The sequence below is a fragment of the Bifidobacterium jacchi genome (genome assembly GCF_009078285.1).
Lineage (GTDB): Bacteria > Actinomycetota > Actinomycetes > Actinomycetales > Bifidobacteriaceae > Bifidobacterium > Bifidobacterium jacchi.
Window position 1 is genome coordinate 24245 of record NZ_RQSP01000025.1, and the last position, 14079, is coordinate 38323.

The 14079-nt window shown below is 62.2% G+C and carries 12 protein-coding genes; 5 read left to right on the forward strand and 7 right to left on the reverse strand.

Annotated features, from left to right (window positions below):
* Positions 1-104 precede the first annotated feature (104 nt).
* The 5 genes from gnpA to EHS19_RS07430 all read right to left on the reverse strand — a co-directional run bounded on the left by gnpA (position 105) and on the right by EHS19_RS07430 (position 7606).
* Entirely contained in the window at positions 105-2357 is a 2253-nt protein-coding gene (gene gnpA / locus EHS19_RS07410; RefSeq protein WP_151917130.1) for a 1,3-beta-galactosyl-N-acetylhexosamine phosphorylase, read from the reverse strand.
* Between the two features lie 598 nt (positions 2358-2955).
* Positions 2956-3912: a carbohydrate ABC transporter permease gene (locus EHS19_RS07415; protein ID WP_151917131.1), complete on the reverse strand. Its 957-nt coding sequence runs from the start codon at positions 3910-3912 to the stop codon at positions 2956-2958.
* Positions 3909-4880 (reverse strand): carbohydrate ABC transporter permease, encoded by a 972-nt coding sequence (locus EHS19_RS07420; protein ID WP_151917132.1) that lies wholly within the window; start codon positions 4878-4880, stop codon positions 3909-3911. Before EHS19_RS07420 ends, EHS19_RS07415 begins: the two co-directional genes overlap by 4 nt.
* A gap of 133 nt (positions 4881-5013) precedes the next feature.
* Entirely contained in the window at positions 5014-6330 is a 1317-nt protein-coding gene (locus EHS19_RS07425; protein WP_151917133.1) for an ABC transporter substrate-binding protein, read from the reverse strand.
* 538 nt (positions 6331-6868) lie between these two features.
* Positions 6869-7606 (reverse strand): copper homeostasis protein CutC, encoded by a 738-nt coding sequence (locus EHS19_RS07430; protein WP_151917134.1) that lies wholly within the window; start codon positions 7604-7606, stop codon positions 6869-6871.
* A gap of 286 nt (positions 7607-7892) precedes the next feature.
* Here EHS19_RS07430 and EHS19_RS07435 point away from each other — a divergent pair, with 286 nt between their 5' ends.
* The 3 genes from EHS19_RS07435 (at position 7893) to EHS19_RS07445 (ending at position 11439) form a co-directional block, all read left to right on the forward strand.
* Entirely contained in the window at positions 7893-9101 is a 1209-nt protein-coding gene (locus EHS19_RS07435; RefSeq protein WP_151917135.1) for an ROK family transcriptional regulator, read from the forward strand.
* Between the two features lie 100 nt (positions 9102-9201).
* Positions 9202-10101, forward strand: coding sequence for a carbohydrate kinase family protein (locus EHS19_RS07440; protein ID WP_151917136.1), 900 nt, complete (start codon positions 9202-9204; stop codon positions 10099-10101).
* 54 nt (positions 10102-10155) lie between these two features.
* Entirely contained in the window at positions 10156-11439 is a 1284-nt protein-coding gene (locus EHS19_RS07445; RefSeq protein ID WP_151917137.1) for an MFS transporter, read from the forward strand.
* Positions 11440-11869: 430 nt separating this feature from the next.
* Here EHS19_RS07445 and EHS19_RS07455 read toward each other — a convergent pair whose 3' ends face one another.
* Together EHS19_RS07455 and EHS19_RS07460 are read right to left on the reverse strand one after the other, a co-directional pair.
* A complete protein-coding gene (locus tag EHS19_RS07455) occupies positions 11870-12076 on the reverse strand; it encodes a helix-turn-helix transcriptional regulator (protein WP_151917139.1) in 207 nt (68 codons plus the stop codon).
* Positions 12073-12441, reverse strand: coding sequence for a hypothetical protein (locus EHS19_RS07460; RefSeq protein WP_151917140.1), 369 nt, complete (start codon positions 12439-12441; stop codon positions 12073-12075). The genes EHS19_RS07455 and EHS19_RS07460 overlap by 4 nt, the downstream gene beginning before the upstream one ends.
* Before the next feature lie 415 nt (positions 12442-12856).
* Between EHS19_RS07460 and EHS19_RS07465 the strand changes: the two genes are divergently transcribed.
* Complete coding sequence (locus EHS19_RS07465) at positions 12857-13468, forward strand: hypothetical protein (protein ID WP_151917141.1); 612 nt, start codon at positions 12857-12859, stop codon at positions 13466-13468.
* Positions 13469-13717: 249 nt separating this feature from the next.
* Positions 13718-14002, forward strand: a complete 285-nt coding sequence (locus tag EHS19_RS07470; protein WP_151917142.1) for an HNH endonuclease — start codon at positions 13718-13720, stop codon at positions 14000-14002.
* The last annotated feature ends 77 nt before the right edge of the window (positions 14003-14079 follow it).

The following is a 14079-nucleotide window of genomic DNA, read 5'->3' on the forward strand; positions in this document are numbered from 1 at the left end:
TCAGAACGCGGCGAAGCCGCGAACCGACCATGCGCTTCTCGGAGGATTCGTCGGGGCGGACGAGAGGAGGACACATCCGCCCCGACGAATCGAATGACGCGCGATCAGACCGCGCGCCACGCAATGGCACTCTGATCGAGATCAAAATGCTCGACGGTGCCATCCGGCAGTTCGACGTCAGTGGACTGCGGCTTATCGGTGTTGTTGATAACGCAGTACCATCCGGCATCGGCGAAGTGCGCGACCTCGCACTCCGGGTTGGTGGAGCTGTACGCCGCGTAGCGATCCTCGTTGTGGCTCGCGTAGAACAGGATGCGCTCCAGCAGACGCGCGTTGGCCGCTGAATAGGGCAGACCGGAGACGTAGACGCCGCGGCCCTTGCCGTATTCATTGACCGCAAGCTGAACCTGGCCGTTGTCGGCGCGCAGCAGGGTCACGTCCTCGTTGATCGGGAACGTGTTGGGGATCGCCTCGCCGAAGTCGATGCCGCCAAGCGGCGCCTTGCCCTGACCGCCACCGCAGCCGGACAGCGGAATGCGGTAGCCTTCCTTCTGCCACGCCTCGCGAGCAGCCGGATCGACATGCACGTCGGCGGTGATGAAGTGGTCAGGAGTGACCTGCGGGAAGTACTTGTCGATCGATAGGGTCTGGAAACGCTCCTCATCGACGCCGAGCACATCGGCAAGCTGGAAGAAGCGTCCCTGGAACCACTGGGAGCTGGGCTCGCCGACACCGACCAGAGCGCCGCCGCCACGCACCCAGGCGCGAAGCGTCTCGGCAAGCTTCGGCTCGCGGGTCCACACGTCGCCGCCCGAGTACGCGGTGTCGACCGGACCGCCGGTGATGACCACGTCGATATCGGAATCGACGCCATGCTCGATCACATCGTCGAAGCTGATGAAGCGCACGTTGACGCGCATGCCGGAGAGCGCCTCAAGAATGCCGTAGTAGGAGTACGTCTGCTTGTTGGGCAGCGCGTGCGCCACCGTGTACGCCATCCAGGAACGCATACGACCCCAGCTGTTGAGAATCGCGACGTTGAGCTCGCCTTCGGCGGCGGCGCCACCGGTGCGATCGTGAATGTCACGGAACTCGTCGGCGATGTGGGTGACCGCGTCCACGAACTTCGGGAACTTGGCGGCCAGCGACAGGTAGCCGCCGTAGCCCATGCGGGCGATCGGGGAACGCAGGATGGCGCGGCGAGCCTTGCGCCAGTTGTCCCACGCCTCGATGCTCGGATCGTTGCCCTCGTAGAAGGTGTCCGGGAAGAAGTACGGCAGGAAGCGGCCCTCGGTATACCTGACACCCTTGATGTCGGCGATCATGCGTGTGGTGGTGCCGTCGCCGATGGAACCGACGACCGCGTCGAGACCGAGATCACCGAAGCCGTCCTTGTACGGCTCGGTGCCGATCCACTGATCGCCGAGGAACATCATGGCCTCCTTGCCGGCGGCATGGCAGTCGTCGACAAGGACCTTGACGTTGGCACGAACGAATCCGGACAGGAAATCGATCCAATCACGCTGCGCCTTGCGCGGCACGCGCCAGGCGGAGTTGTAGCAGCCTTCGTCAACGAAGTCCTCCGGGCGCAGACGGTAGCCGTACTGCTTCTCGAAATCATCGAGAGCGGCGGGCGAGACCGTGCACGCGCAGCCGAACCAGTCGACGACCTTCTCGCGACGCTTCTTGTCGAACAAAAGCGTGAACTGGTAGAAGAACGTGGTGAAACGCACCACATCGACGGCCGGGTTGTCCTTGAGCCACTTCTCGAACGTGTCGAACACGAACTTGCGGGTGGCCGGATGATAGATGTCGAACGGAATCTCGTGTTCCTTGTCGCCCCAGTCGTTGGTCAGATGGTTGTACATCTCGACCGGATCCCAGATGATATAGGCGAGGAACGAGACCGTATACTCATGCAGCGGCGTGGCGCCATCGACATGAACCGTGTCGGCATCGGCGTCGAGCGTCCAGTCAGAGGGATCTACAACCTCGCCGGTGGTGCGGTCGACGACCTCCCAGTACTTGTGCGGATCGGCATCACGATTCGGCTTGAGCTGCTCCTCGAAGAAACCATCCATCAGAGGAATGTCAACCGTGGAGTCCTGAGCCAGCACACGGCCGGTGAGCAGGTAGACCTGCGGGGTCTCGTCCATATGGAGGGTGATCCACTCGTTGTGGGCGCGGGTCGGGAAGTAGGCGCTATAGACCTTCTTGCCGAGAGCGAGCACCGCGTCGTCGAGGTGGGTGCCGTCGGAGTTGCGGATGGCGTCGGCGCCCCACAGCTCGGCCAGCTCCTTGGTCTTTTCCGCGAAGTTCTCCTCGGTGGGGAGGGTGAAACGTCCGGTGGTGGTCATGAATACTCCTTTTGATCGATTCCGGCCGACCTTATGGGAGACCGGACGACGAAACGGATCGGGCGTTGAAGCCCATGCCTTGCCGATCACTACGATCGGCGGAACGGAACATCGCCGCGCTAAACGAGGACGACACCCCGTTTCGACTCGTCTTTCGACGAGACGAACGATTACATTATGGATGAAAATCCCGCGATTCGCACCTGTTGCGTGTGTTGTACAACACCCATTGCGAACCGCGGGACATCTATTTGCGCTAGCCGGACTGTCGTCCGGGAAGTCGGGGGAACAGTCCACCGGACTGTTCCCTCAACCCGACTTCTCGTGAATTGGCCGCGTGCACTGACGTGCACTACATGGCCAATACGCGCGTCAGTCCGGCAATTTCGGAATCGCCTACGGCGATACCCAACGCAACCTTCGCTCGGCTACCGCCTCACTCAGGCTGACGCTACGCAAAGCCCACAGGGCTTTGCGCTTTAGCGTCAGTCCTGCAATTTCGGAATCGCCTACGGCGATACCCAACGCTACCTTCGCTCGGCTACCGCCTCGCTCAGGCTGACGCTACGCAAAGCCCACAGGGCTTTGCGCTTTAGCGTCAGCCCTTGACCGAACCGGCGGCGAGGCCGGCCTGCCAGTAGCGCTGGAGGGCGAGGAACAGGATGATCACGGGCAGGACGCCGAACAGGGCACCCATCATCAGAGCGCCACGATCGGTGAACGTGGCCAGCGAGACCATGCCATACAGACCGAGGGTGACCGGCTTGAGCGTATCGGACGAGATCATCATCAACGGCAGCAGGAAGTTGTTCCACGTCGCAACGAACAGGAACAGGAAGATCGTCACCATGGCCGGCGCAAGGATGCGCAGCACAATGGTGAAGAAGATCCTCGCTTCGCTGGCGCCATCGATGCGGGCCGCCTCGATCAGTTCGTTAGGAACCGAGGTCTGCGCATACACGCGACCGAGGAAGAAGCCGAACGGCGAGACGCAGCACGGAATGATGACCGCCAGCATGGTGTTGGTCAGATGCAGTGCGTGGAAGATCGAGTACTGCGGAATCGTCAGCAGCGCGGCGGGCATCAGCATGCAGGCCATGATGATGCCGATCGCGACACCGCGTCCACGGAACTTGAACTTGGCGGTCGCATAGCCGGCCATGACGGAGATCAGCGTACCGATCAGCGCGGAGACGCCCGAGTAGATCAGCGAGTTGAGCACCCAACGCCAGAACTGGCCTCGGGTCCATCCAAGCAGTTTGCTGTAGTTGTCGGCAATGGCAGCCGGCAGATCCTGCAGACCGACGGCGAACCACAAGCCGTTCGATCCGGTCAGCTGGGCAGGCGTCTTCGTGGATGCAATGATGGCCCAATAGATCGGGAACAGGAAGTAGAACAGCGCGATCAGCATCACCACGACGGTGATGACCTTGACCGCAGGGCTTGCCTGCATCGAACGGGGCAGATCATTGGCGTGCTTGTCGCGGATCTTATCCGCCTTCTTGCGTGCGCGCAGTGCGGCGCGCTCCTCCTTGGTCAAAGCTTGGGCGCTCATTCTGCGTTCACCTTCCTTTCAACAATGGCGTACAGACCGGCGAGCAGGCCGGCGATCAGCGCCATGACGATTGCAACGGCGGATGCGGGGCCGTCACCACCAGGGGTCAGCGTGCCCTGAGAGGTATTGAGCGCCATCATCATCGGCGTGAAGGACTTGGAGATGCCCGAGTCGGCGGTCTGCATGACCTGAGGCTCGTTGAACAGCTGAATGGTACCGACGATGGAGAGCAGCACGGCGAGCAGCGCGGCGGCGCTCACATTCGGCAGCTTGATCTTCATGGCGATCTGGAAGCCGGTCGCGCCATCGATGCGGGCGGCCTCGTACAGATCGTGAGGAATGGCCTGCAGCGCGGCGAGGAAGATCAGCATGTTGTAGCCGGTGAAGGTCCACGTGGTGATGTTGGCCATCGAACCGATGAGGATGTTGTCGTTGAAGAAGTCGGCGTGGATGCCGATGGCCTCAAGAGCCTTGACGATCGGGGAGATCTGTCCGTTGTAGAGGAAGACCCACATGATGGAGGCGACCACGCCCGGGATGGCGTACGGGAGGAAGTATCCGAGGCGGAAAATGGTGACATGACGGATGATGAACGAATCGATGAGCATGGCCAGCGCGAGGGCGACGATGATCATCAGCGGCACCTGAATGACAGTGTAGATCAGCACACGGCCGATGCCCGTCCAGAAGTCCTTCGACTGGATCACGTACTGGAAGTTCTGGAATCCGACGAACTTGTTGACCAGTGAGCCGCCGCCGTAGGCGCCACCGCCTTCCGAGACCTGGCGGAAGAAGCTGGAGTAGATTGCCCACACGATGGGCAGGATGAAGACGAAAGCAAAGAAAATACCGAACGGCGCCATGAACGCCCAGCCAGTACGGCTCTCGCGCTTTTCGGCACCGGATCGCCTTGGCTTGGCGGCACGTCGGGCCACGCCCGTCTTTGTCGCTTGCTGCGATGCAGACATATCAGAACCTGACTTTCTGAAGAGTAAAGAAGGAGGGGAATGTTCACAAGGAAAGGCCGGAGATGTTGCACTCCGGCCTTTCGATGTTGGTCAAGAATCACGCCGAACGGTCGAGCCACTCAGCATGCCGCAATCACTCCTTGACGGAGAGCTGGTAGTTCTTGAGGGTTTCGATCGAGGTCGACTGAGCGTCGGCGAAGACATCCGCGACCTTGCCGGAGCCGTCAACGGCCTTGGCGGCGGTCTCGTTCATCTTAGCGACGACGGCGGAGAAGCCGGGGATGTAGTTGAACTCGCTGATGTTGTCGTTAGCGGTCTTGAACTCGGCCATGATGTCCTGGCCACCGAAGAACTTGGCCCAATCAGACGGGGTCTTGGCAGCCTCGGTCGTGGCGACCGGGACGAGGCCCTGGGAGACCAGATACGGAACCTGGGTGTTGAACCAGTCGAGGAACTCCACGGTCTGCTCCGGGTGCTTGTTGTTCTTGGAGACGACCACGGCGGAGCCACCGTCAGGGCCGGTCTTGGTGCCGTTGCCGAACCAGTCGCCGATCTGGGTGACGGCCCACTGGCCGGAGTGCTTGCCACCATCGGAGGTCATGAACAGCGGGGCCTCCCAAGCGGCGGCGATGGTGCCGATCAGGGAGCCATCCTGAATCTGCGCGTCGAAGTCGGTGGTCCAGCGCTGAGCGGTGGCGACGGCCTTGTTGTCGAGCAGCTCCTGGTAGACATCGGCGACGGCCTTGGAGCCGGTGCCGTTGGCGTCCACGACCCATGCGTTGCCGTCGACCTTGTACCACGGGCTTGCGGCGCCGGCGAGACTGGAGAGCATGTTGCCGGCCTCATCGGACTGGTAGGACATGATGTACTTGCCGGACTTGGCGGCCGTCTTGGCCTCTTCGATCAGCTCGTCCTTGGTGGTCGGAACCTTCAGACCCAGCTTCTCGAACTCGGTCTTGTTGTAGAAGTAGGTCAGCGGGCCGCTGTCCTGCGGAAGGCCGTACTGCTTGCCGGCGACACCGGCGAGGTTGTAGGAGCCCTCAGCGAAGTGGTCCTTGTACTTCTCGGCGTACTGGGTGACATCCTGCAGCAGACCCTTGTTGAAGATCTCCGGGACCTCGGCGTAACCGGCCTGGAACATGTCCGGACCTTCGCCGCCCTTGATGTCATTCTCCACCTTCTTGATCATTTCGGCAGCCTTGCCGTCGAACTTGCTGGCCGTGACCTGGATCTTCGGGTGCTCCTTGTTCCACTTGGCCACGATGTCGTCGACCTTCGTCATGCCGTCGCCGTCGGGCAGACGATGCAGATAGGTGAGCTTGACGACTTCGTCGCCGGTGTTGCTGTTGTCGGCCTTGTTGGTGTCGCCGCCACCGCAACCTGCCAGACCTATGGCCATCGCAGTCAGCGAGGCCAGAGCCAGCTTTACACGATTGCTACGTGAGATCATTTTCTACTCCTCTTCGAGTCATGTCATCACTCCTCCGTGATGACTAGTTGTTACTGTAGGCCGCTCGATGATATTTGTCAACGTCCTTAACAAACGTGTGTCGAGACTCGAAACTCGGCATCCGACATCTATCACCCAGCGTTGTTTACTGCGTTCCACCTCCTCGGCAGTTTCTTGTTAACAATGTTTACAATAACACTGCGGTCATTGTCAACGCAAGTATAACCCTCTTCCCGACGACTGGCGCAAACCCTTCGCTGAGCCTTTTGCCAGCACCGTGGAACCGGTTACACGAGCTGTTACCTCACACAATAGCACACAGTCGAACACGATGCGACACGCGTGTTATTCGGTCGCGCTCAGGGCGATGCAGCGCATAGGCCCTCGCATCCGCCGCGTCCAATCATGCGTCGCGTCACCGATCGTCACCGATCAACGTGCGGATCGGCACAGGACGCCGACAGAACACGACTGACGCGCCAGCCGCCACAAACCAGACTCCGCCGACCAGACGCCACCGGCATAGGCGAAACCGACCTCAGCGGCGGGCCGCCTCGACCGCGCGACGCACCAGCTCACGGTCGGTGCGCTCGACGAATCCCTGACGTCCTCCGCCGCCGGGGCCGCCGTCGGAGGGCATGAGCCGCTTCGCCGACAGGTGCAGCTCCGTGATGCCGGCGTTGAACGCATCCTGGAACCCCTCCGGCCGCAGTCCGCCGCCGGCGAGGATCTCGATGCGGCCGGCAGCATGCTCCACCAGGTCATGCAGACGACCAAGCCCCTCCGGCACCGTCGGCGCGCCGCCGGAGGTGAGCACGCGAGTGAATCCCATGTCGATGAGCTGGTCAAGCGCGGCGAACTGGTCCGGCACCATGTCGAACGCGCGATGGAACGTCACCTGGACCTTGCGGTTGCATCGCTGCGCCTCATCGCGTGCGGCGGTGATCAGCGCCCGGGCGAACGGCTCGTCTATGGTGTTGTCCGCATTGAGCCCACCGACCACCACACCGCTGGCACCGGCGAGAATGGACGATCGCACATCGGCCAGCTGCACGTCCTTCTCATCGGCATCGAACACAAACGAGCCGCCACGCGGGCGGATCAGTGCCTGCACGCCCTGCGGCACGCCGACGTGCGCACACATCTGGATCAGACCGAAGCTCGGCGTGAGCCCTCCGGTCTCCCCCAGAGCCACGCACAGCTCGATGCGGTCCGCACCCTCCTCCAGCGCGATGCGCGCGCCGGAAGTACCCTGAACGGCAATCTCCAATGTCATAGGTCCATCTCCTTCGATGTCTCTCGGCCAGCGAATGCCCGGCCACATGTTCACACCGTACCACCTCACGAGACCCGCATCCGCATTGAGGCGATCACCTCGGCACCTTCGCATCGTCGCCGCAACCGCGACACGCCGAAGTTATAGTGAATTGCGTTTATGGATTAACAAGGTTAATCTATAAACCAAGTTCAGCGAAGAGCGAACGTCACCACCACAGTCTTATCGACACCCGGCAGTCGGGCGAGATGCGACAGCGACAACGCGCGAAGAAGCAAAGGAGGTCATGATGGAGGAGACCGCGGGAATCACCGCACGAGCGACGATATCCGAATCCAATCGCTCCCAGATCATGCATCACCTCTACCAGCATGGCGTCAGCTCGCGCGCGACCATTGCGAAAAGCCTCAACCTCACCCCCGCGGCGATCACCAAGATCACCGCCCGTCTCATCGAAGCGGGCATCATCGAGGAGACCGGCGGCATCGAAGGCCGCAAGAACCGTCGTTCCATCGGATTGAAGCTCGACACCGCGAAATACCACGTCATCGGCGTCAAATTCGCGCGCAGCATCGTCCAGATCGGCGTCTTCGACCTCGCCGGAGCGCCCATCAACGTCGAAAACCTTCCCGAAGTGACCAACGACGCCGTCGATGAGACCGTCGCGCGCGTGCATGCCGCGCTCAACGATCTCATCGCCTCCGATCCAGCCATCATCGCCGTCGGTATGGCCGTCCCCGGTCCCTACCTGCGTCACATCGGCCGCATCGCCGTGGTCTCATCCATGGGAGAATGGCGCAAGGTCAATTTCCTGCGAGAGTTTCGCCCCTCCGTGCCGGTCCCCCTGTTCGTCGAGCAGGACGCCCGCGCCGGAGCCCTCGCACAGTACCTGTTCAGCCCGGATGTCTCCACCGAGGATCTGGCATACTACCTGCTCGGCGAAGGCGTCGGACTGGGCGTCATCGACCACGGGCGACTCGTCAACGGGTCGCTGGGCGCGGCGACCGAAATCGGCCACATCAGCATCGACATCGATGGCCGGCCCTGCGAATGCGGCAATGTCGGGTGCCTGGAACGCTACTGCTCCACCCCCGCCATTCACGAGATGATCGACGAGGCCGGCATCGTGGACGATTCGAGGCAGCTCACCCACAACCAGGCATGCAGGCGGCTGTTCGCCATGGCTTCGGAAGGAGACAAGGACGCCGTGAGCATCGTTCGACGCATCGGCCGATACGTCGGGTTCGGAGCCGTGACGATCTTCAACGCGTACAACCCCGAGCGAATCGTCATCGGCGACATCGTGGCCGAAGCCGGCCCCCTCCTGCTTCGCGAGGTGCAGAGCGTCGTGGATCGCCATGCGATTCCCGAGCTCAACGACACCACCACGATCACGCTTTCCAAACTGCCCGCCGACGCGGCGCTCAACGGAGCGGCGGCCGTGGCCATCACCCAGTTCCTGGAGCACCCCTCGCTGTTCTTCGACCTGACATAGCCGCGCGTCGCGCCACCAAATCTTCCCATCCATAATCCATAACTCAACAACAGCAACAACAACCGCAATAAACCAACCAACAAGGAAAGGAACCATCATCATGGCCAAGCCCATCGTCCTGTCCCTCGGAGAACTCCTGTGGGACATGCTGCCCAGCGGAAAGCGCGCCGGCGGCGCACCCGTCAACTTCGCCTACCATGCGATGATGAACGGCGCGGAGGGCTACTCGATCTCCGCGGTCGGTCAGGATGAGCTCGGCGACGAACTGCTCGTCGAAGCCGAAAAGGCCGGCATCCACTCGATCATCCAGCGCAACGCGTGGCCGACCAGCACCGTCGAGATCTCGCTCAAGAACGGCATCCCCGAATACACGATCGTCAAGGGCGTGGCATGGGATCACCTCCTGTACACGCGCGAGCTCATCGACGTGGTCGAACAGGCCGACGCGATCTGCTTCGGCACGCTGGCGCTGCGCTCCCCCGAATCGCATGACACGATCATCGAGCTGCTCAAGCACGCCAAGCCGGGCGCGATGAAGTTCTTCGACATCAACCTGCGAGGCGATCATTATTCCAAGGAGCTCATCCAGGAGCTGCTCGGATTCGCCACCGTGTTCAAGATCAACGATGCCGAGCTGCTGCTGCTTCGCGACATGTTCGACATCCGCGGCACGTCCGACGACGACGCCTGCCGCTGGTTCATGAGCGAATTCGGCCTCGACTACGTGATCCTGACCGGAGGCTCCACCTTCTCCACGATCATCTCGCGCAACGGGGAATCCTCGACGCTCGCCACCCCGCACGTCGAGGTCGTGGACACCGTCGGTGCCGGCGACTCCTTCTCCGGCACCTTCACCGCGCGTACGCTGCTCGGCGACTCGCTGGCCGAAGCCCATCGCAAGGCCGTCAACACCGCCGCGTATGTGTGCACCGCCAACGGCGCATGGCCCGAATACCCCGAGCACATGCCCGACTACCTCGCCGAAGCACAGGCGAAGTGACCACCAGTATCGTCAGACCATAGTGACTCATTGAACACAAGGAAGTAGATCATCATGAGCACCGCAACCACCACCGCCAAGAGCGGCAACGCTGGATTCGCCAAGATCCTGCCCGTCATGTTCGCGTTCTTCGTCATGGGCTTCGTCGACCTCGTCGGCACCGCGACGAACTACGTCAAGGCCGAATTCGAGCTCGCGGACGGCACCGCGAACCTGTTCACCACCATGGTGTTCTTCTGGTTCCTCATCTTCTCCGTGCCCACCGGCGTGCTGATGAACCGGATCGGACGCCGCAAGACCGTGCTGTGGTCCATTCTCGTCACCCTTGTGGCGATGGCGCTGCCGATCGTCGCCTACCTGCTCTTCCCGATGAAGTCCACCGCGCAGCTGGTGCTCATCGTGATCTCGTTCGCATTCCTCGGCATCGGCAACACGCTCATGCAGGTGTCGCTCAACCCGCTGCTCACGGTGTTCGTCAAGGGCGACAAGCTCGCCTCCACGCTGACCACCGGCCAGTTCGTCAAGGCGTTCGCCTCGCTGTTCGCCCCGTGGATCGCCCAGTGGGGAGCCAACTCCATCCACGCCTACACATACACCTACGTTGATGCGAAGGGACAGACCGTCGAGGTCGGCATGTGGTGGATCCTGTTCGTGATCTACTTCGCGGTCGGCATCCTCGGCTACATCCTGCTCGCCTTCGACAAGATCGACGAACCGGCTCCCGACGCGGGCACCACGACCATCGGCAAGTGCTTCAAGCTGCTGTTCTCCGACCGCATCATCATGCTGTGCTTCCTCGGCATCGTGGCCCATGTCGGCGTGGACGTCGGCATCAACGCCCAGGCGCCGCGCATCCTCATGGAGCACACCGACATCGCGCTCACCGTGGCGACGAACGCGACGATGGTCTACTTCATCGCACGTATGATCGGCTGCTTCACCGGCGGCATCGTCCTGCAGAAGATCAGCAACAAGCTCGGCATGCGCATCTGCGGCGTGATCATGACGCTTTCGGCGATCTGCTTCGCGATCTTCGCCCTCACCCCGACCAACCCGCCGCAGTGGCTGTTCTGGACCGCCGTCGCACTGGTCGGCTTCGGCAACTCGAACGTGTTCTCGCTGTTCCTCTCCCACGCGCTCATGTACCGTCCGGACCGCCAGAACGAGGTCTCCGGTCTGATGCTCATGGGCCTGATCGGCGGCGCGATCTTCCCGCCCGTCATGGGCGCCGCCGCGGGTGCCGGCCAGATCGGCGGCATCCTGGTGATGGCCATCGGCTGCGTATACGTGCTCGTGGTCGGCTTCGCCTACAAGGTGCTTGAAGGCCGCAAGGCCTGACCATTCCGCCGGTCCGGTCTGCGCATATGTGCCTGAACGATTTGTGACCGCTCCTGAACATGGTCCTGAATATGGTCCTGACCATGCAGGGCATTGTTCAGGACCATGTTCAGTGCCATTGAGCACCGGGCCGGCCTGACAATACTCCCCTCCACGGCGTTTCCTCCCCCAGCCGTCGGAGGGGTTTTCTATTGCGCGAAAGGCTGGTGTCCTGTCTCGTAATCGGTGTCTCGTAATCGGTTGAGTAGGGGACAACGCCCTCCGACGAGTGAGCTGGGCGGTGCCACACTATGGAGCGGTAAGCCACGAAGCAGCAAAGCGATGCCGACGGCACCCGCTTGTCGGTCTGCGAGCCGTCCGGCTTCCTGTAGCGGACGCGATACCTGGTCTCACCCCTACTTGTGGTGTATTTCGTGATGTTCGCCATGTCTCACTCCTCGGGATGCCTGCGCGGCCGGCCTCCGCCGACCCCGCGACCGGGCCGCGCCGCGTTCCACGCGTCGATGGTCTCCGGCCGCCAGCCGCGCGTCGTGCCGACCAGCACGTCGGGCTCCGGCAGACGATACCCCCTCGCCGCCGGGTTCTTCACGCCGAGGCGCTCGCCGACCTCCTTGAGGCTCAGATACCGTTCAGTCATCGCCGACCTCCTGCGAGGCAACCGAAGACGCCGGCGGTGGCTCCGAAGATACCGGCGGCGACGGCCCGCCCGCCGACGGCGAGGATGAGGCACATCGCGCCGCATGCCAGCGAGACGAGCCCGTATGTGTTCTTTGCGTTCATGATGGTCCATGGATTAGTCTGGGAGGGGGCCGCAGCTCCGGATATTAGGGTTATTCGGCATCTGCAGCCCTTGTCCTGCCTGCGCCGCCTGCGCCGCCCGCGTGGCGGCTTGGGTTTCGGCCCGCGCGGCTCGCCGTCGTCGGATTTGAGCGCGGCGATGATGGCCGCTATCCCGACGAGCAGGGAGCCGACGGCTTCGATCGCCTTCCAGATCTCGTCCATGTTCACCTCCTTTCACTGTTCCGTTTTGCCGACATAACTAATATAACACAACTATGTATGTTGGTCAAACCTCATCGTACGTTTCACGCAACGGATAACCGTCCAAGAAGGGCGCAGCCTTATCGACATTGCCGCCAGATTCGGCGTATCTCTCGACGCGGCCCGCAAACGCCGCGAACGACTCAAGAAGAACCCTCCTCGAAATGGAGTGGCGGGCGGCGTCTATGTGGCGAGGCCGTGGAGCCATGCCCGGTAGGCGGCGACGATCCACGGGAGCACGTCGAGTTCGCGGGCGAGGGTCACGGGATTGTCGTAGACGCGTTCGACGGCGGCGTATTCGAGCGGCCTGATCGCCGACCGTCACGCCAGCATCGCCGACGACGCCAACGGGCGACGATCACAGGCGTCGACGGCGATGCTGCCCGTCAACCTCGCCGCATTCCAGATCCGCGACGACATGGCCATGCACGCCCGCCGACTCATCCACGCGGGCGGCCTCCACCCCACGCGCCACATGACCGTGCGCGACCTGTACAAGGGAGTGCTCGCCAACCTCCCCCGCTACGAGACGCTGCCCGAACTGCCCCTCCTGACCGACGAGACGTATCGGCTCGCCAACCGCGTCCGGCTCCTCCTGGACCCGCCCAGCGACGTGCGCATGATCGGCTGGTGCCCCGCCTGCGCGACCGAACTGCGCGCCGACGAACAGGAGCTCGCCGGCGGCTACATCCCATGCCCCGAATGCGGCGGCGAATACCGCATCAAGGACATCCACCAACTCGACATGCTCCGCCTGAGGCTCAGCGGCGTGAAGGGCACGCCCGCCCAACTGTCGCGACTATTGGAGCCGTGGGGCATCAGCATCAAGGCGGACACCATCAAGAAATGGGGCCAACGCGGCATCATCCAACCCATCGGCCACGACGGGAACGCGCCCGTCTACCTCATCTGGGACGTATGGCAGGCGCACACACGCCTCGCCGGATACGAGCGCGCGCGGCGCAGCCGACGGCACACGCGCCCGTGACGGAGTGATGCAGATTGATACAGATTGATACAGGCAAGCCGATTTGACAAAACCCGCGACTGTCACGCATACTGTTACTAGATTGGTCATTACCATGCAACGGGAATGATCGAACAACGACCGCAACCACACCCCATCGGCGTGATGCGGCCGTTCTCGTATGGGCGGCTCCCCGATCGGGCGCAACCGGGTCCAAACCAGTCGCGAATGTGCTCCGCCCGCCACAACGTCATTACAGCGAGGACGACAATGACTCGCACCAACCCACGCCGCACAAACGGCTGGAGACGCGACCAGCTACGCAGGCGCGTGCTCGCCGCCTACGACACATGCGCCATCTGCGGCAAACCCATCGACAAAAGCCTCAGGACACCGCACCCATTGAGGGCGGAGGTCGACGAGCTCATCCCAGTCAGCCGAGGCGGCGACCCATTGAGCTTCACCAACTGCCGGCTCGTCCACCGACGCTGCAACCGACTCAAAAGCAACAAAAGGGTGCTTCTGTCGTTATCGTGGGTGGTGGTTCGTTGCTGAGCCGTTGGGATGGTAGGGGAATGGCGCTTTTCGAGTAGGTTACTCATCGACCGCTCATCGACCAAGAAGAACCACGG